Consider the following 18,730-nt stretch of genomic DNA (forward strand, 5'->3'; position numbering starts at 1 on the left):
AGTCTTACCAGACTGGATTCCCACCAGTTATATATTTGGCACCGAACTGGCGCACCCCTCCCCTTTGAATAATATATTGCGTTTTTCTAATTCATCGCATGTTTTCACAATATATCTGGAATCTGTAACATATGCCTCACTTTCTACAACAGCAGTCAGTTCCTGTCTTATCTCCTCATTTGGAGTAAAAGCCGTTTTTTTTCCTTCTTTTTAAAAGAATTTCTGTCAGATATGCCAGCTCCCTTATCTTTTACAAAGTGCAAATCTTATTTTGAGATATAAGTCACGCTCGTTTCACTACAGCATTTTTTCCTCGGAATGCAATCCCGACTTTAATAATTGAATTGACACCTGCATCACGCAGATCCGTGTCATATTTTTTCTCATCAATCTGCTGAAGTGCCTTCTCTGCTAAAGATGCCAAATCTACATGTGCATCATTAATATGTTTAAATTCAAAAAGAAATCCTGGAATACCATTCACCAAAGGCATCAGCTGAATGTCAAAACGTCCAAGCCCCGATTCACGATTAGAACGAACTCGATAACGATTTCCAAGAACAGCACATAACCCCAACATCATCCCGTGATAAAATCCCTCATTCACACCATCCATAGAAGAAATGCTCTTTATCATAAACTCTTCCAGAAGGAACTCTAACTTTTTCGTATCTCCCGAAAAAATAGCTTGACTGATGGAGATAGAGACATTATTTTGATTTGTGCGATTTAAAACCTCTTTTTCATACACAAACGCAATCTCTTTATTAGGAATTGCAACATCACACATAAAATTCCCATCATTTTGTGGGTAGACTGCCGCGACTTTCAAGTACCCTGCAACGAGCAGAAAGCTATAGATACTATAGGGATTATTCTGTATTTCAGGGTAAGTCACACTGGTATCAATATAGGTTGTAATTTTCTCACCGCAGAGCAACTTATAAAGATCTTCTGTAGTTTCCGGTGTAGCCGTCGAAATGATTTCTCCGATGATCTCGTTGCTACCTGTAGACTGCCAAAATGCTTTGGGAAAGCACTTATCTGCAATGTAATTAATCACTGACCACGGGTTAAAAATTTCAGTATTACCAAATTGATATCCATCGTACCAATCACAAATCTCCTGATATTTTCCTGCTTTTTCATAATAGCTCAAAATATCCTTCACTTCTTCTTTTGTAAAGCCAAAATATTCGCTATAGCTTTCATCCAAAATTGAATTGATCTTCAAATTATTCATGCCACTAAAGATACTTTCTTTAGCTACACGCAAAATTCCTGTAAGAAATCCGAAAGCCAAATGTGGATTATCTTTAAGACCTCCTGAGAAAAAATTTCGCATGAAGTTTACGATTTCCAAGTAGAAATTGCAATTATGCCCCTGCTGAATCGGCGTATCATACTCATCAATAATGATAATGCACTCCTTGCCGTAATGCTTATGCAAAAGCATTGACAAAAGCTGCAATCCCATTTGGCAATCAACTTCTGTAGCACTGTCACTGGCAAAACGATGATACTGTTCTTTTTCATATGTGGTCAATACAGAACTATTTTCCAGCTCGCTATGTCGCATGAACTCCAAAGAAATCAATATACGAATCTTCTGAAAAGTTTCTTCCCACGTCAGGCATTTCACATCTTTAAATGTCAGAAAGATGACTGGATACTGTCCTTGATGCCTGGTATAAAAATCGCCGCACTGCCATATCTGCTTATCCTTAAAATAAACCGAAGTATCTTCCTCGGTCTTCTCAAAAAAGACACGAAGCATATCCATATTCAACGTTTTACCAAAACGTCGCGGACGAGTAAAAAGCGACACCATTGGTTTTGTGTCAAGAAAATCGCGAATTAGCAGAGTTTTATCTACATAGTAATAACCAATGGTCGCAGCCTTAAAATCAGAAACACCTATTGGCAAAGGTTTCTTTTGGGCGTTTAAATCTTCGGAAACCGCATTTACCGGAATCAACCACGTCCGGCCATCTTTTACAGCACCCGGAAGTTCTCCTTGTTTGCACATCTGCTGGACTCTACGGACTGTAATCCTCAATTTTTCAGCAGTGTCAGCGCAAGATAAATAGTCCATAATGCACCGTTAATAACCTCCAAACGATAATCTATTGTAAGTATACCTTGCATAGCGAAATATATCAACTCAAATTTTCGTTTTAATTTCGTTCAAAGCGAAAATGCTTAAGAATCATTCCCTCCCTGTGTACTTTTGTGTGAACTTCCAGTTTTTTTTGCCTAAATCGAGTGTCGCTATATCTGCAACTCAAAATAATTCTATTTTTCCTTCTTTTCTCCATCTGATCCTGCATTCGCTGATTGTCAAGATAGTTTTGTCAAAGCGTAAATTGGATTATTTAGAATTATGTCAGAAAATTTCTTACATAAATGAAACAATTTAAGGTCAAAATATTTTATCAACAAAATCAGAAATAATGGCGCAAATGACTGCATAATCAACGCTTTTTTCATTGCTGGATTATCGGTCATAAATTCACCTTCTTTCCATTTTCCTTCACATCTTAGCCGTCCATATAGACGTTGCCTGCTGCTCACCACGGAGAGGTGTGTGATTGACTACATAATACAGCAATCACCAGCTTGATGACCGCCTCGACTGCGCTTGTGTCGAAAAATTTCTTCTTACTGTCGTAATTCCACCACCTCTAATTCGCCGGAAAAATAGCAACAGGGTGGAGTATAATGTCCATTTTCCGTCCTATGTAGGTACATTTTCGCTTTTCCGGCCGGATTTTTGGCAAAAAGAAAAGAGCCGCCGATCAAAAGATCAGTAGCTCTCAGGAGTTTATTTTTCTATTCAATTTTCAAAAAGCTCACTTATTTCAAAAAAGTGATTTTACTCACTTTTTCATCTTCATAAGTGATTATGTTCACTTATTCTTGTCGGATGTAAACATCATTGGGTGACAGAAAAACTCACTTTTCCGACTGCACCAATAAGTGATTAAGTTCACTTACTACATATAGATAGGTGAGAAAAATCACTTATCACCCAGCCTACACGGTCACTTTCCTGCTTGCTGTGAAGAATCAGCCAGTTGGATTACGACCCAGTGGGCTGCTTTTTTCCTGCTTCACCACACGCCCCTCACACTGCCCCACTGTCGGCTTTTATTACCGGACTTGGATTGTTTTCCGCTTGCGCACCTTCTTCCCGACACAGGGCAACTGTGGGGCTTACAGCCTCGTCCACGATTTCTCCGCTCTCAATCGGAATCGCATCCCGTATAGAAAAGCTCACAAGTTTTTGATTCGCAAATGATTTTCCTGTTAATCGATATGATCTTCGGAATGACCATCGTGCATCCTGATAAATCATCCTTGAAAAAGCCATGCATTTAATCTCACAACTGTTGGATTCATTCATTTTTGTCACTCGATGTGATCCGGAATCCGCTGCGCCACACGCCTGCACAGCAATCTGTTTTTTCTCTCGATTATACAGAAGACGATAATGCGAAGGCCAGCCCAAAGCTTCCAGCGTACTTCGGAAAATCGTAATTCTTCCCTCATCAGCATTGAATGTCATTCCCAGCATACCTGAATACCATTTTTGTTCTTTTTCCTGCACTTCTCTCCCCTCCTTAAAAATGAGCGCACTTCCCCCTTGGTTTGCTTATATCCCCTAATCTGCTCCAACTTCGGGGACAGGTTTTCCTGTCAAAATTCCCATCGATACATATCCGTCCATCTGCTGGACTTCAGATTCTTTTAGATGTTCTTCTACAGGTACGCCAAAAGTACCCTCAATATCATCCGGGTAAAATCCCTTTCTGGTATCTACAGGCTTTTCTTCTGGTGTGTTATTCGGAGAAGCGGCCATACCTTTCTTCCTTCTCTGCCCTTCATGGAAAATCTCAGGCACAAGCAGATCAAAAACGTACAGAGTTTCCCCTTCAAAAGTAATCCTGTACCCCAGCACCTTATATCTACATTCACTGTCCCAGGCCATTTCCTTATAGACCAACTCCGCAAAAGGCTTGCAACTCATCTTCCTGCTCTTGCGTTTATCCGGCTTAGCAATGCACCAGCGCAGAGCATCCTTGTCGTTTTCATCACACCCACGCACAACAATGCGCTTCAAATCATTATTGAACATAACATGCACATAAACCACATCCTCCACCCCAGTAATGCAGGCCGTGTTGAATGTGATGCTGTCCTTGCGGATCACAATGGCAGGGTCACGAAGATGAGCAAACAGCTCTTTCCGCACGACCTGGTATCCATCATACGAAAAAGTACTCTCCAATTCTTCTGCCCTTGCATCTCTATCATTCTGTTCTGCCTGCCCCTCTGGCGGCATACTTGTTGTATTTTCCTCATTCATCTATTTCAGTCCATCCTTCCATTATCTCTTCCGCCTCATGGAGCAGTGCATTCAGACCATCTGCGGTAAAAGTGTTCATTTCTTCTATCTCTGCTGCCGGTCGGAGCACATCCCAGTTTCCAGCATAATGCTCCTGCTGTAAAATGCCGACCTGTGCAATACTTGTGATTGGCTGTCCAAAAGTCCCTGCCCATTCCGGTGGGAAAATGTAAATCGTCTTTTTAACCGTTTCGCCCTCTGCTTCTTCCGAATTTTCCTTGGGCGGCAAAACGATTTCTTCAACTTTGATCATCTCCGGCTCATCCAGTTCAAAAAGCATCAGCTTATTATCGCCATCCTCCACGAATTGCCCACGGAACCGATAACGCAAGTCTTCATCCCATTCCATGATGTCAAAAAGAGTCTTTGCCAGACCACGGCAGCCAAGTGTGCTGGCACACCAGCATCCTTCTTTCAGCCGGCCCCAGCGGATCGCATTAGGATTGCTCTTTTCACACGGACGAATTGCAACGCAGCGGTCAACGGAATTTAACAGCAGTTCCACATATTCCACATCTTCAAACTTTTTCAGACAGGCTGTGTTGAAACGCAGCTTCCCGTTGGAAATCGTCATTGCCGGATTCTGCATCGTTGAAAAGTACTGGGCCCGAACCACCTCATATCCCGTCAGGTCGAGCCGCTTTTTCACATCTGTCACGACAGAATCATCCGGCTCCTGCATCACACTTTCAGATGCTTCCCGGTATTCTTCTGACGAAAAGCCAGTCCAGTCTTTATCAAACGGAACATATCCACGCAAAATTCCATCATCAACCACGCTCAAAACCGGCAGAGGCCGATTTTTCCTCGTGTAACTTCTGGATGCTCTCAGGTGGTTGACCGCATTGAAGACATCTCTGGACACGATTGCCTCATGATGGTCTCGCTGCCGATACTGTGTCCGGTCATTATTGTTCTTTTTGGATTTATGCGTCAAAAAATTTGGCGTGTAAGTCTTTCGAGCCAGCACATCACCGCAATGACGCTCATTTGCGATAACGCCAGCCAATGTACTCGAATTCCATTCTGCGTTCCCCAGCTTTGTCTTTCGCCCATAGTCCGTCAGCAGCTCTGCAATTTCTTTAAGAGAAAATCCGTTCAAGTACAGGTAATAGATCACCTTTACCGTCTGGGCTTCCTCCGGGTTGACCACAAGGTTGCCTTCCTCGTCCTGATCATATCCCAGCAGAGCCGGAGTCAGGAACAGACCGCGACTAAAACGACGATCAATGGACCAGTTCATAATGATAGACTTGGAGTGGGATTCTTCCTCTGCCACTGATGCCAGGATGGTAAGAATCATGCGACCATTGCTATCCAAGGTATAAATATTGTCAGCTTCAAATTTCACGCCTACAGGTGGGGTGAGATTTTTCAGTGTTTCAATTACAGATAAGCAGTCTACGATATTTCGTGCAAAACGAGCAATGGACTTTGTAAGGACAAGGTCTATTTTTCCGGCCTTGCAATCCTCGATCAACTGCTGCATTCCCTTCCGATGTTCCAGGGATGGGCCGCTGATGCCCTCGTCATCGTAGATACCGACAAATTCCCATCCCGGCTGTGCCTTGATGTACTCGGTATAATAATTCTTCTGAAGCTCATACGAGGAAGTCTGTTCATCATTGTCAGTGGAAACACGGACATAGGCTGCGACACGCCGAATAGAGGTGCTTTCTTCAAGCCCCTCCACAGTTTTTGCCGGGATGACTTCCAGTTCGGAGACATCCACGCCCTTATACCGATCTCTGATTTTTTGCTTGCGGTCTACCGCTTCCACTTCACTACTTATCATGTACTTCCTCTCATTCTTCCGGCTTTATGCTCCAATACCACTGGCGCATTTTCCGATAGCTTCGGATGCCGAGTTCCTTTTTTGTATTTTCTGCGGTCCTGCGGCTGATACCCTCATCGCTCATCCGCATATAGATTTCCCTTGATCTCATGTCACCCTCAGAAAGCAACTTTTTAATCAAGTATGCCGCCTTCTTTGACTTTGATTCAAAATCCGGCATTCCCGGTTCTGCGTATGGATCTGGTGTAACCTCACACTCCAGCCACTCAAATCCTGCTTCTGCTGTTATGGAAAATCGAATCTCACCGTCCGATGGAGCCAGACTGTTTTTGATTTGCCGAACAATACGAATGTCTGTGTTTTCCGGGTCGCGCTCTACTTGCAGGACACTCCGGGCCGCAGCCACGACATCAATACTGCCAAGGCTCCGATACAGACCTTTAGTTCCTTCCTTTTTGTTGAGATGACCGATCAGCACAATGGCACAATCATATACCGATGCCCACATACCAAGCCGGTGCATCAGCTTTCTGGCTCTGCCCGCAATCTGGAGGTCAGAATCGCTTCCAAGATATGCCTGGATCGGATCGATGACTACCAGACGCGGCCGGAATTCTATAATCGCCTGCCGGATGCGCTCATCATCCAGCGTCAGCCCGCTGTATGTATCTTCATTTATAAATGCCACATTCCTGCAATCTGCACCGCACTTTTCCAGTCTGGGCTTGATGGTATCTGACACACCGTTCTCCGAACACTGGTAGATGACTTTCTTCGGCATCCCGATTGGTTTCCCATCCGGGGTGTTCCCGCCTTTAGAAAGTTCCGCAATCAAGTTCATCATCATTGTGGACTTGCCGTCTCCGGGATCTCCTTGCAGCAATGTGATCTTTCCAACTGCAATGAACGGATACCACAGCCAGCGAACAGAAGTCGCCTGTACATCACTGTATAATGTAAGAATTCCTGTTTCACCTTTTCCCGCCATCGTCTTTCCTTTCCATTTGCAGTCTTTTTCTACATTTATATTATAAGGTGCATATGACGATTTGACTGCTACCTATCATGTAGCACGTTTCGTATTTTGCTACATAACAGGTAGCAAAACAGCCTTAGACCACACAACAGATAGAGGTGTATGCTTTTGTGGCCTTAAAATCTTTCTTATTCAGTTGCTATGTATTTTTTCCTGCGAGATAATCGTACTGCCTTATGCGGGCATCATAAGGAGAAAACACATGGCTATTGATTATGAAGCTTTGGGCAAGCGTATTTCAAATGCCCGTAAACAAGTTGGTATCACCCAGGAAGCTTTGGGTGAACAGCTCAGTATGACCCGAAAGCTATCAGCGTTATTGAAGCGGCAATCAGCCGTCCAAGCCTCGACACATTGATTGATATTGCCAATGCTCTTGGCCTATCCGCAGAAGACCTTTTGGTGGACAGCTTGACGCACTCTGCTTCCACCGCAGACTCAGAGATTCACCGTCTGCTTCTGGACTGCAATGAAATCGAACAGGAAATTCTCACCCGGATGGTAAAGGAAATGAAAGCAATCCTATACGGCCTGGGAGTCTGATTTTGTAACTCGTTGACCACATAACAAAAAAGCCCGCATAAGCCACAGCTGCACTTCGGCTCAAACCGGGATGCTGTCTGTGGTTCATGCGGGTCAGGGCAAAAAAAGAAGCCCGCCAGCGTACCATGTAGGATTTACACAGTGCGCCAGCGGGCAGTCATTTATTTATTTTTTCGGCTTAAACTTTGCGCTGTAAGCATTTACTGCTGCATCATGGATAAGCCATCCAAATTTTCTCAAGAAGTCCAATCGCTCTTCATCAGTCATCCATTTTGCAAGTGTATGAAGAACTCCCTCGTATCGTTCATTTTCCTTTCCGTTGAAAAACTTGCCTCCAGGTCCCTGCTTAAATCTGACGGGAATCCCATTTTTAATTATCGTCCAGACAGTTGAACCCCCATCTGTCTGAAACATGTCCCCAACCATGCCGTCCAGTTCTCCGGCATCCATTCTTTTCAGCAGTTCTCTTTCCTCACTCGTCATCTTCATCACCCCCACAATCCTCTACTTTTATATCTTCCGAATCATACGCTCCCATTGGGTATTCCCGAATCCAGCCTTCGATTTTTAATGTGTGGCCACATTCTGGACATTCATAGCAATCTTCAGAATTAAAGCTGTACACAAGATCCGGTCCCATACCATTTTCTTTTTCGTAAGAACTTTCATCATACATGAAGTCCTCAAGGTCAACATTTTCTTCATGACCGCAATGAGGACATTTGACTGCTCTTTCCAGAGAAACCGGTCGATATCCATACATATCCTCGATATCGATAAATTCCTCGCCTGCTGCTTCTTTTTCGCTGATGATGTCCCAATAATGCTGCGTCTGGAAAGTTTCAAATTCTGCGCTGTCATCCAGAAGGTTATCCAGCATTTTTAAGGCATTCCGCTTTCGTTCAAGTTCATCATTGATATACTGCTTCCGTTCATGAATTACCTGTTCAAGATTGATTTCTCCTGCTTGAAGTCTTTTTATATCTCCACAGGTCAAGCCGGATTTTGTAAGGACAACAATCCTCTGCAGATTTTTGAAATCTGCTTCCGTATAATCCGTTGCCTTGTTTCCCACCGGTGGATGTTCTGGTTTGAAGATGCCCTCACGCTTAAAGAGTTTTATGCGCTCTGCATCAATGCCTAATTTTTCTTGTATTTCTTTTGGTCTCATAACATTCGACCTCCTTTCTGAAACCGAGTATAGCACATAGGGACTTTGTCCCCGTCAAGCCCTAAATATCATTTTTTCTATTTTTAAGAATACTCAATTCCAGTTTTATTTCAAGACCTTCCTTAATGATTTGTATATTTCAGGCTTCGATATGCATCTCCAAGGAATCCTACAAATTCCGGGCTCATAGTCTCTATGATGCTTTCTCCTAAGCCACAGCTACACTTCGGCTCACTTCTGGGTGATGTCTGTGATTCATGTGGATGGGAACAAAAAAGCCCACCAGCGTTCCATGTAGGGATTCTACACAGTGTGCCAGCGGGCAGACATCTTATCACCAAAAGTTACATCTCTGTGACAAAAATTTTCTGTATAAAAAACTAGGACGCCGTCGTAACGTCGCCCCGTGCAAAAACTGTAATCAGTTTTTTGATGTTGCTCTTATTATATGCGATTTTTTCTTGAAAGTCAACCCCTATGCAAAGTTTTCAAGAGAATTATTTTTGCCTGCACAATGACTCACATATTACTTTTCCTGCAAATTCATAGTTTGTTTTTATCAAATCATTGTCTTTAAAAAAGCCCTTTTTCTCTAACATTCTTTTAAAGAACAAATTATACAATTCCTCACTTCTATGAAGTTTTACTTTTGGTGTCACAACTAATTCGTATGTATAAATTAATGCGACAAACTCAAGCATAGGTCTACAGGAAAGCTTCTTCTGTCTTTGAGATGTTGTTATAGACCCCATCTTTTTAACGTAATCTTTAATCTCACGCGGAGGTTTTGATGTACCGTGTGATAAATTTGCCAGTAAACAATTGTTATGTGCTGATCCATTCCTCAGACATCTTACTAATCCAAGAATTGCCCCGGAAACTGCTGCTGTATTTCCATAGTAGAAATCATAAAGCCGCAAAAATTCTCCAAACGTTAGAACTTCGCACAAAACCCATATTGGGCAATCATCATATCCTTGAATTATGTGTTCATGCCGCCCCTTACTCGGATTATACACCCTTTGTACATCAAAGTATTTCTGTATTAAATCACCTGTAAACGGAGACATAATTCTTGATTCCAAACTCTTTACTATGTATGAATTCCCTAATAAAAAATTTTCAACTATTTTATAAGCATCTGCATTTGCATCATTTGAAACATCTTTTACCAGTTTTACTTTCAAGACCTGTTCTATATCAAGACACATTCTATTAATAAGAAAACGAAAATGCATATCAACTGTTGACATTTCTTGTAAATATGCAAAATCAAGGTTTATGTACTTTCCCGTATTAACACCACGGGTATATTTAGAATAATTCTGTCGATATGCAGCTGTACGAAGATAGTTGTTAATATCCGTCAGGTATGCTTCTGCTTTTTCTTCAGTAACATACTTAAATGTAATTCCCTTTTCATCCCTCATTTTTGCAACAAGCGACTCTGAGGTCATCATTGGTTTATTTATTTTATTACTCATCTTAAACCGTTCTTTCCAACTCTTTTGTTAGAGTGCTCCTTTTCTTAAGATCTGATAAAGCATAATAGTATTATTTTGGTGAATATAGAAAAACTCCAGTTCCATCGGGCACTGGAGTATATTTCATAGTCAGTGGCGATTTTATGCTAGCTGTCAGCTTCGATATCCTGTCGGGCATCACCAGTCATCAGTAATTTAAGTCCCCGATGCGGACTCACCATATACCCCTGGTGTGGGTTTGATGCTATACCGAGCATCACAAAGTGCCGGTAATTAACCACCCCATCCAGAGTACAGCTTTAACGTGTCGCCACACGGCATCTTTTACTTCTTCTATATTGTACTCAAATTCGATCAAAATATCAACTATATTTAAAAATCTTTCAAAAAGACGCCGTTTTCACTTCGCATATTTCATGCTTCGATATGCATCTCCAATAAAACTCACTGTCTCCACCATACTCTTTCCCTCTACATTCTGCAAAACAGCAATACTGACTTCGGACATATCATCTTTCCTCACTTCCAGTTCTCGTATCGAATCCGCCACAGCCTCATCGATGAACGCAGCGAACTTTGCCCCATCAACATAGCTTTGCACTGGCATCGGTTCGCCGCCTTCACCGAACAGTTGGATTACCTTTGGTTCAATGATGCTCTCCACCTTTTTCAAGGCTTCTTTCTCTGGCATCCGCCTCAGATAGCCTTTCATTGCACTTGCCACAATGATCTCCATCACTGTTGTTCCATAATCCTCAACGGACAGCCAAGCTAACTTTTTCATGTCAATCTCTCCTGCTATGTGTATTTCTGTATCCTCACCATATACCAAAACTCTGCACATAGCAATATGTACGATGAAAAATCCGTGCAAAGCAAAAAAGCCCTGCCGGTATGCATTTCCACACATCCGACAGGGCATTCTTTCCTTTATACAGCCTGCTCTCGTTTTGCTTTACTTCTCAGATATCCTCGATACTGCACGGTATTGTCATACACTCGATATGGGGCATCCACAAGGGTCACTACTCCATTCAAATCGCACTTCTTAAATCCCAGAAAACTGGTCAGTGTCCGCTGATTGCCACAGGTGAGAAGCTTCACTCCAAAGTTTGTCTCATAGGTCACAATGTCGCCCGTTACAGTTCCTTTTTGGATAAAGGCGCAGTAAATGCCTTTTTCAAAATGAAGAAGATCCGGTGCTTCTGCAATCTTATCCGGTGTCATTTTCATCCTTCCCCGATTCAGGTTGGCGACTGCGCCATCAATCGGTTTTCCATCCACATCCCTTAAAAGGCTTCCCTGCACATCCTGCCCATTGACCTTCAGCGGCATCTCGGCGGTATTCTGCTCCGGAAGTTCTTTCAGGCAGGCAATGAATAGGTCAAAATTCTTCTTCATGACTGTAAGGGCTCCCTGTTCCTGACTCAGCGTTTCTTTTTCCTTCCGGAAACTCTCAATTCGCTGCCGGATGTCCTTTGCCAGACTTGCATAGGCTTCGATTTCAGACCCTTCTTCATATTCAGCATGGTAGAAGCTCGTACCAATATCATTTCCCGTCAGCCCATTTCGGATATCACTGTCAATCTCGTCCAATGTGATGTTGCCCTCCGCCAGCGATTCATTCAGTTCCAAATTCTGCTCCAATACTGCATCCCGCATGGCAGTAACCTGACGGCCGATCGTCTCCTGCAGTTTTTCTTCCAGCTCCTTTATCTGGGCATCCAGCGTTTCCAGTCTTTCCACTGACACGCTGTTTCCTTTCATCTGCTGATACATCTGTTCACAGGCTTTTTGAAAAAGAATGCTTATTTCCGAAGCCTCATGATTTTTCTCATAATCCCGTTTCAGGCGGTACAGCATTTCCATAAAACTCTGTTCCAGTGCGCATTCATGGATGCTTTCCGAAGGGCATCTTTCATTGGCTGCTTTTCTCTCGGCATCTGACAATCTCCCGTGCTTTTCCCTGCAGTACAGCTTCTGGTCCGGAGTTCCATTCTGTCTGGGCTTTTCGCCCTCCCGCTTTCCCATCTTCTGTTTACACCGCCACACGGGATAAGCGTATGCGTACTTTTCAAGGTAAGTATCCATATCTCCACCGGTTGCTGCAAGGCTTCGATCATCCGTGTACCCGGTTGCCACGCCTGTATAGGTCACACGGAAGAATCCTTCCCCGCATTCTTTTCCGGCTCTTTCTCCGTGTTCAAGAACCGCACCGCAGATCAGATTTCCAAATGGCGAGCCAATGTATCCTCTCTTCTTCTTTTGAGCCGGTATCGAATCTCCAACCTTGCCGGGCTTTTCGTAAAGCATCGTCTGAGCCTTGTCCCATGTACTGCGATCAATAATACCGACATGATGGTTTTCTACATAATAGCGAGGTGCCTCGCCTTTGTTGATCGTGGAACGGTAGGTCAGAAAATCCTTTGTGATGGTCTTCTGCATCTCAATGTCTCCCACATATTTTTCATTCCGAAGAACCGTGAGTACAGAACTTGCCGACCAGTTCTTTTTGTTCACCGTCTTTCTGCCAAGTTCATTCAGTTCCTTTGCAATACGATTAGCCGTCTGTCCGCATACATAGTCTTGACAATAGAGAATGGAAATTTTTCCGCATTCCTGTCTTTCTCGGAAACAATATACTCCCCAGCAGGCCACGCATCTGTCTGCCAAGCAAAGTCCGAGTCGTACCGCACGGCTCTTGCTGCTTCTGCACAGAAGTCATTGTCTACGCACCACTGCATCAGGGTGTCATCTTCCAATGTCAGATAGCCATGAGCGAAGCCTCGCGGGATGTACATCTGCTTTTGATTTTCAAAAGACAGGATTTCTCCATACGCATGACTATATGTTTCTCCGGGTCTCAGATCCACAGCCACATTAAATATGCTCCCACGCAGACAGGATACCAACTTGGCCTGTGCGTGTTCGCCTTCCTGGTAATGCAAACCTCGCAGTGTAAACTTCTTTTTGCTGTAGCCTTGGTTGATCTGGACTACATGGAAGTCTTCTGCCGACACTGATAACCACCCACGGAAATCTTCATATTTCTTCGTTTCAATTATTACGGGTTCTTCCACTTTTACCATTTGTATTTCCATCCACGTTACAAACTATATGTATGTGAGCCACATTCTCTACCACTGCTTACGGTACTCTCTTGGGCTTATCCCTTCCACTTTCCGGAACGTCCTAGAAAAATAGTTCGCATCTCCCATGCCCACAGCGTTTCCGATCTCATCCACAGTCATATCAGTGAACCTCAGCAGCTGTTTCGCCCTTGTGATCCGCTTCGCTATTATGTACCCATTGATCGTACTACCGTAGGTTTCCTTGAAGATTTTCGTCAGATAGTATTTGTTGATGTAATACCTCTCGGCTAGGTCGTCCAGCACTATTCTCTCCGTATAGTGCTCGTCCAGATAATTCTTTATCTCTACCAGCTCCAGCCTTTTCCGGCTCACCGTCTTGCTCTCTGGATGCCATGACTGCTCCATAAGCAATGTAAGCAGGGCGGACAACGATTCGTTGATCCGCATATCTCTTATATAGTCTGAAGAAGAAGCCAGACTGTAGAGGTCGGTAAGGATGGTGGTAAAAGGGGCGGAATCATCGGGATGGAACACAGGGCTGCCACCTCGTTCCTTATACTTCTCATAGATGGCCGGCAGGGACGGGGCATAGAAATGGCACCATTGGATGGACCAGAGAGAAGTGGGTGAATCAGTGCTCTGGGAAGTCGCAGTGTCTTTCTCACAGGTGTCAGTACTTTTTTCACAGACGGGTGTGTTGATGTTGTTTTTGCTGGTATCGTTGCCGTCAGTACTGTATCCGGTAGAATGACTATACGCTTTCCGGCAGTCAATGAACACACAATCCCCGGCTGCCAGCTCATAGGTCGTTCCTTCGTAGGTGAGGGTTCCGTTTCCGGACAGGACAACAAAGCACAGAAACGAGGTCAGGTTCGTTCTCGTCGAGGTGTGCGGATGGATGGCCTGCAACGATCCGACCTCCTGCAGATGCAGTAACGATGTCCGCGCAAACGTGGACGGTGTGTACAGGATTCGGGAGAATGTCACGGACGAGGACTGTGGGTTGAATAACTCGTCCATCTTCTCGTCCTCCCTTGCATCACTTTTTCCTTCGCTTATATCCAACTGGTGGAACGGCATCCTTGGGAATATGCTACGGCGATCCTTTTCCATCTTGATTGCAGTTTGGAATTTTACCTTTCCTGCACCACTTGGAAACCGTAGCCTGCGTTACACCATATTTTTCAGCAAATTCTCGTGTCCCTATAGCTTCACTCATTTATGTAGTCCTCAAATCTATGCAGTCAAATATTACTCTTTTAATCTTTCAAGCAAAACTCTTCTATTACAAATCTGCAAATAAATCGGCTTTGTACACGCCGTCCTCCAGCATCTTCTTGAAGCTATCCTTTACTGCTGCAACGTCCTCATGGTAAGTCATGCCGTACCAAGTGTCATTGGTCTTCAGAACCTTCACGGACATTTTCCCCTGCCCCAGCAGCTCACCGATGAAGATAGGAATCAAATACTCTGCTTTCAGCGGATTTTCAGGTACTTCCTTCTCGAAAAACTCTTTGAAGCCCTGCTCCAGAACATCCAAGAACTCTGGAGTTAATCCCCACATGTTCATAGATACCAGAGAATTTACATCCACAGCCGCACCGTCCGCTTCTGCACCGTTCACAGTCTTTACAATATTCTTGGTCTCCACAACCTCGGTCAGGTTGTTTTCCTCATCCATCTTGCAAATGCCACGAGTCACACCACCGTTATCAGACAGTGTGTTTTTCAGCACAAAGCCTGCCATACAGGACTTGCCGCCATTCACCAGATACTCATGAACCGCCTTAAAGCCTTCCTTGCCATAATAATCATCTGCATTGATGACGATGAACGAAGTTTTAATTACGTCCTTCGCCGCAAGCACTGCCTGTCCAGTTCCCCACGGCTTTGTACGACCTTCCGGAAGTTCTCCAGGAACATCGTTGATATCCTGAAATGCATAGTCCACAGTTACATTATGAGAAGAACAAATGGAAGCAATGCGATCACCAATAACCTCTTTGAACTCTTTCTCGATATCCTTACGGATGATAAATACTACATGGTTGAAACCTGCCTCAATCGCATCATGGATTGAGTAGTCCATGATGATATGGTTAGCATCATCCACCGGCTCCAACTGTTTGATTCCTGTCCCAAATCGGCTTCCGATTCCGGCCGCCATGATAAGTAATGTTGTGTTCATCATATCTTTTGCTCCCTGTTTAATTTATATTTTCTTTAGAAAAGCTTTGTTTTTCCTTTGGGTGTTCTGACTCCAACAGTTTTTTCATATGCTAACTTAATTTTTCCTTCTCCCTCTTACTTTTCAAAATGCTTTCCCACACATAAGTATAAAATTTATGATTGTTATCGCTATGAGATTTAGAGATTTCCAAATAAGCTTTTTTACCGGATACTCCGATATATTTCCATAATTCCGAATCATTAAGTGAAAATTTATAAGAACTAATTGCTATTTTTCTCATATAAATAGAATTCGTATCCGGCATGTTCATCAAATAGCCAAGGCACCCCTGCATATTTCTCTGCGTTGCAGAACTGATGCGATGTAATAAAATAAATCCACAATACCCTCTCTCTTTATGATTCAAATCTATTCTAATATGAGTTCTGAAAACGCGAAAATCTCCTTCATACACTTCACAACGGCCTGCATCATAATGATCATTACTCATTTCCCGTGCTTTATAGTTTTTCAAGCTGGTATAACTATCCGATCCATCTTCTCCTTCCAAGACCTTGTTCAATCCTTCTTCATCCAACAAATACTCTTCGGAAATCCGTAAAATCAGCCGCACTTTCAGTTTTAATCCATCCGGATATATTTTTATTTTACCGCCTCTGATTTTTCCATCGGAATCGGACGCGGCATAAAAGCAATAATAGGAACCACAGTAGAACTCCCTCACAGAATCATCGACCTCTCCTGCTTCCGCCTCATGTTCCAAAATAGCTTCCGTATGAGTACCTGCGCTATACTTCTTTACACATTCCTTTTGCGTATCGAAAATCGTCCTAAAATCTTGGGCTGTCGCAGAAAATTCATACAAACCATTTGCCTTTTGCAAAAGCATTTCTATGGTTTCCTTCCAGAACACTTCTTTTTCAGCCCGCAGTTGTCTTCCATCATCACCATTAAATATAAAAACATCCGCATTTATTTGAAAGTTTTCCTTATAGAAATCACATAATGCTTTGGAAACTGTTTCTGCAGAATAGCCTGTATTATCGTTTAGAACATTTTTATATACTTCCTGCAATTCTGCTATCAGCATACTATTAACCGGTTTTTCCGCCTTTAAACGATTATAAAAATAAGAACTACTATATTTCAAGTTTTTTTCTATTCCTATGCCTTTTCGTGAATAAATGTCATTTCCTTCAAATTTTTTTGCCCCTATGGCATTTAATAATCTGTTTAACAAATCTTCGCTTTTCATTACTCATCTCCATTTCAAAGTTACTCATTTTCATTCTGAAATAGTAAAAAAATAATACTTTCTCTTTATTGATGCACAATCTATTTTATGATACAAACAATATAGCACCACTTCACAGCATCCATTATGAAAGGAGAATTTAATTATGTTAAAACGATTAAAAAACATCTTTTTTAAAAAATTTATTTTCCCAATCCATATTGAAATTTCAGTCCACTTGTCTATTACAACTATGCAAACGCCTCTCTAACAATGGGCTCGGCGTTTCCAATGCCTGGCACCTAATCAGAATAAAGGGTGTCAGGCATCCAACCTTACATATCATATCCGCTGTATCAGCAACCTGTTTAATATCGACTATTAGCTCAATGCTATTTTATCCGATAATTTATTGACTTTTGTCCATATTGTGTTCATATGGTCTGACCCTAAAATTTTGAATTTAATATGCATTTATATATCAATTTCAAGTAGTTTCCATTTAAACCACGTTCAGAATGCCAAACACTATCAAGCATTTATTTTCTTATCCCAAGTGAATACTTCGTCACCCGAATACTGTTTTCTATACTTTCCCTTACTTGCTCATCATCTTGAATATTCCGAATTTCGATTGGAGTACAAACAATTTGATTGCGGTCTACTTTCGTCGGTGTATTCGCTCCATATGCATCTACGGTATAGTTCCATAAGTCTTTGCAGCCAACAATAGTTACGCAAACATACATCGCAGTTGAACGCCCCAATTTTTGATACATTTGTGATGTTTCCTGTATCAATCCCTTGAGTTTTTCTACGAAGTCAAATATAATCAAATATCGTTCCGTTTTTAGTTGCTGGCTTCTTGAATTTTGTTCTCTTATCTGAAAATCCATTTTTAGTTCAACAGCACCATTGTTAAAAATCTGTAGCTGCTCAAAATCCCGCTGTTCAGAGTAATCAGGAAAATAGACGCCATCCACATTTGGAACCGCACGGTCATAAATCATGCCATTAAACAAATCATCAAAATTCAACTTTCCTTCTCTGTACAGATCATACATCGGAACGCAATCACTTCTAAATGTGGCTGGAATCACCTGTACAAGTGCAAATGGTTTCTTCATTTCTGTAAAGTGTTCTTCCAGTCGTTCTTTTCTAAAGCTCTTGATATCTTCTGACAGCATTGCAGCGTTTAAGAATCCATTTCGTATCTCTGTATAACTCATTGCCTGCTTTTTGTTTCCATGCCTTATGTAGAAATGAAACTGTCCTTCTGGTTCTTCTGTAATATATGGTTTGTACAGTCCTCGTTGAATATGAAGTACCACAATATATTTGTCATCTTGTAATGAAATGAACGAAAAGGCCACATCCGGTACAGTTGGGCGAATCGCCTGTAGTTCATTCCGGCGATCCAATTCAAAGCGATCAATATTAGGAATCGAAATCCCCGCTAATATACTGGCTACTCCAGAAGTTTCTCCGATTCCATAAAATATGTATCCTCCGTCTGCATTTGCGAAGGAACAAACATCATTTCTGAACTCAGCTTGTTTCTCCCTCTTGTTGCACTTATCTACAAGTGGCGCAAAATTCACCTTATAATCAATAAAATTATTCTCTCGATAGGCATCATTATTGAGAAGGACCTGAAGATCATCCGCAGTCCATTCTCCAAATTCTTTATTATTTATCTTCATGTGTTTATTCCTCCTATCCAGAGTTACTTCTTCACATCTCAGCCAGTCATAAGACCGTTGCCTGCTGCTCACC

General features: G+C 42.5%; 18 protein-coding genes. 3 read left to right on the forward strand and 15 right to left on the reverse strand.

The window, feature by feature from the left end; genetic code table 11:
* On the forward strand, positions 1-214 hold a 214-nt coding region (locus HFM85_RS16095), incomplete at its 5' end, for a hypothetical protein (protein WP_207718916.1).
* 69 nt (positions 215-283) lie between these two features.
* Here HFM85_RS16095 and HFM85_RS13245 read toward each other — a convergent pair.
* The 5 genes from HFM85_RS13245 to HFM85_RS13265 form a co-directional block, all read right to left on the reverse strand.
* The gene (locus HFM85_RS13245; protein WP_173738709.1) at positions 284-2,095 is read right to left on the reverse strand and encodes an AAA family ATPase; all 1,812 of its coding nucleotides are present in this window, start codon (positions 2,093-2,095) and stop codon (positions 284-286) included.
* A gap of 1,032 nt (positions 2,096-3,127) precedes the next feature.
* Complete coding sequence (locus HFM85_RS13250) at positions 3,128-3,610, reverse strand: hypothetical protein (RefSeq protein WP_173738710.1); 483 nt, start codon at positions 3,608-3,610, stop codon at positions 3,128-3,130.
* A 54-nt stretch (positions 3,611-3,664) separates the two neighbouring features.
* Complete coding sequence (locus HFM85_RS13255) at positions 3,665-4,369, reverse strand: integrase (RefSeq protein ID WP_173738711.1); 705 nt, start codon at positions 4,367-4,369, stop codon at positions 3,665-3,667.
* A complete protein-coding gene (locus HFM85_RS13260; RefSeq protein ID WP_173738712.1) occupies positions 4,362-6,203 on the reverse strand; it encodes a recombinase family protein in 1,842 nt (613 codons plus the stop codon). Before HFM85_RS13260 ends, HFM85_RS13255 begins: the two co-directional genes overlap by 8 nt.
* A gap of 10 nt (positions 6,204-6,213) precedes the next feature.
* The gene (locus HFM85_RS13265; RefSeq protein ID WP_173738713.1) at positions 6,214-7,191 is read right to left on the reverse strand and encodes an AAA family ATPase; all 978 of its coding nucleotides are present in this window, start codon (positions 7,189-7,191) and stop codon (positions 6,214-6,216) included.
* A 250-nt stretch (positions 7,192-7,441) separates the two neighbouring features.
* Here HFM85_RS13265 and HFM85_RS13270 point away from each other — a divergent pair, with 250 nt between their 5' ends.
* Together HFM85_RS13270 and HFM85_RS16790 are read left to right on the forward strand one after the other, a co-directional pair.
* Entirely contained in the window at positions 7,442-7,597 is a 156-nt protein-coding gene (locus HFM85_RS13270) for a hypothetical protein (protein ID WP_173738714.1), read from the forward strand.
* Complete coding sequence (locus HFM85_RS16790) at positions 7,570-7,782, forward strand: hypothetical protein (RefSeq protein WP_408609594.1); 213 nt, start codon at positions 7,570-7,572, stop codon at positions 7,780-7,782. The genes HFM85_RS13270 and HFM85_RS16790 overlap by 28 nt, the downstream gene beginning before the upstream one ends.
* A gap of 165 nt (positions 7,783-7,947) precedes the next feature.
* Here HFM85_RS16790 and HFM85_RS13280 read toward each other — a convergent pair whose 3' ends face one another.
* The 10 genes from HFM85_RS13280 to HFM85_RS13325 all read right to left on the reverse strand — a co-directional run bounded on the left by HFM85_RS13280 (position 7,948) and on the right by HFM85_RS13325 (position 18,657).
* Positions 7,948-8,265, reverse strand: coding sequence for a hypothetical protein (locus HFM85_RS13280; protein WP_118578261.1), 318 nt, complete (start codon positions 8,263-8,265; stop codon positions 7,948-7,950).
* Positions 8,255-8,953, reverse strand: a complete 699-nt coding sequence (locus tag HFM85_RS13285; protein ID WP_173738715.1) for a MerR family transcriptional regulator — start codon at positions 8,951-8,953, stop codon at positions 8,255-8,257. Before HFM85_RS13285 ends, HFM85_RS13280 begins: the two co-directional genes overlap by 11 nt.
* Positions 8,954-9,450: 497 nt before the next feature.
* Entirely contained in the window at positions 9,451-10,437 is a 987-nt protein-coding gene (locus tag HFM85_RS13290) for an Abi family protein (RefSeq protein ID WP_173738716.1), read from the reverse strand.
* A gap of 400 nt (positions 10,438-10,837) precedes the next feature.
* Complete coding sequence (locus HFM85_RS13295; RefSeq protein WP_173738717.1) at positions 10,838-11,221, reverse strand: hypothetical protein; 384 nt, start codon at positions 11,219-11,221, stop codon at positions 10,838-10,840.
* Positions 11,222-11,367: 146 nt separating this feature from the next.
* Positions 11,368-13,095, reverse strand: coding sequence for a recombinase family protein (locus tag HFM85_RS13300; protein ID WP_173738718.1), 1,728 nt, complete (start codon positions 13,093-13,095; stop codon positions 11,368-11,370).
* Complete coding sequence (locus HFM85_RS13305; protein ID WP_173738719.1) at positions 12,978-13,526, reverse strand: dTDP-4-dehydrorhamnose 3,5-epimerase family protein; 549 nt, start codon at positions 13,524-13,526, stop codon at positions 12,978-12,980. The genes HFM85_RS13300 and HFM85_RS13305 overlap by 118 nt, the downstream gene beginning before the upstream one ends.
* A 48-nt stretch (positions 13,527-13,574) precedes the next feature.
* Positions 13,575-14,594 carry an AraC family transcriptional regulator gene (locus HFM85_RS13310; protein WP_173738720.1) on the reverse strand — a complete coding sequence of 340 codons (1,020 nt, stop codon included), beginning with the start codon at positions 14,592-14,594 and terminating at the stop codon, positions 13,575-13,577.
* Between the two features lie 220 nt (positions 14,595-14,814).
* Positions 14,815-15,717, reverse strand: coding sequence for a sugar phosphate nucleotidyltransferase (locus HFM85_RS13315; protein WP_173738761.1), 903 nt, complete (start codon positions 15,715-15,717; stop codon positions 14,815-14,817).
* Between the two features lie 91 nt (positions 15,718-15,808).
* Positions 15,809-16,975 (reverse strand): hypothetical protein, encoded by a 1,167-nt coding sequence (locus HFM85_RS13320; protein ID WP_173738721.1) that lies wholly within the window; start codon positions 16,973-16,975, stop codon positions 15,809-15,811.
* Positions 16,976-17,493: 518 nt separating this feature from the next.
* Positions 17,494-18,657 carry an ATP-binding protein gene (locus HFM85_RS13325; RefSeq protein WP_173738722.1) on the reverse strand — a complete coding sequence of 388 codons (1,164 nt, stop codon included), beginning with the start codon at positions 18,655-18,657 and terminating at the stop codon, positions 17,494-17,496.
* Positions 18,658-18,730: the final 73 nt, after the last annotated feature.

This window comes from Blautia schinkii, from assembly GCF_013304825.1.
In the GTDB taxonomy this organism is placed as follows: domain Bacteria; phylum Bacillota; class Clostridia; order Lachnospirales; family Lachnospiraceae; genus Blautia_A; species Blautia_A schinkii_B.

Bases quoted from the DNA above. Each gene is read 5' to 3' on its own strand.
- HFM85_RS13290 (WP_173738716.1), bottom strand. From the start codon at position 10,437: ATGAGTAATAAAATAAATAAACCAATGATGACCTCAGAGTCGCTTGTT.
- HFM85_RS13295 (WP_173738717.1), bottom strand. From the start codon at position 11,221: ATGAAAAAGTTAGCTTGGCTGTCCGTTGAGGATTATGGAACAACAGTG.
- HFM85_RS13320 (WP_173738721.1), bottom strand. From the start codon at position 16,975: ATGAAAAGCGAAGATTTGTTAAACAGATTATTAAATGCCATAGGGGCA.
- HFM85_RS13245 (WP_173738709.1), bottom strand. From the start codon at position 2,095: ATGGACTATTTATCTTGCGCTGACACTGCTGAAAAATTGAGGATTACA.
- HFM85_RS13255 (WP_173738711.1), bottom strand. From the start codon at position 4,369: ATGAATGAGGAAAATACAACAAGTATGCCGCCAGAGGGGCAGGCAGAA.
- HFM85_RS13315 (WP_173738761.1), bottom strand. From the start codon at position 15,717: ATGAACACAACATTACTTATCATGGCGGCCGGAATCGGAAGCCGATTT.
- HFM85_RS13270 (WP_173738714.1), top strand. From the start codon at position 7,442: ATGGCTATTGATTATGAAGCTTTGGGCAAGCGTATTTCAAATGCCCGT.
- HFM85_RS13280 (WP_118578261.1), bottom strand. From the start codon at position 8,265: ATGACGAGTGAGGAAAGAGAACTGCTGAAAAGAATGGATGCCGGAGAA.
- HFM85_RS13305 (WP_173738719.1), bottom strand. From the start codon at position 13,526: ATGGTAAAAGTGGAAGAACCCGTAATAATTGAAACGAAGAAATATGAA.
- HFM85_RS13260 (WP_173738712.1), bottom strand. From the start codon at position 6,203: ATGATAAGTAGTGAAGTGGAAGCGGTAGACCGCAAGCAAAAAATCAGA.
- HFM85_RS13325 (WP_173738722.1), bottom strand. From the start codon at position 18,657: ATGAAGATAAATAATAAAGAATTTGGAGAATGGACTGCGGATGATCTT.
- HFM85_RS13285 (WP_173738715.1), bottom strand. From the start codon at position 8,953: ATGAGACCAAAAGAAATACAAGAAAAATTAGGCATTGATGCAGAGCGC.
- HFM85_RS13265 (WP_173738713.1), bottom strand. From the start codon at position 7,191: ATGGCGGGAAAAGGTGAAACAGGAATTCTTACATTATACAGTGATGTA.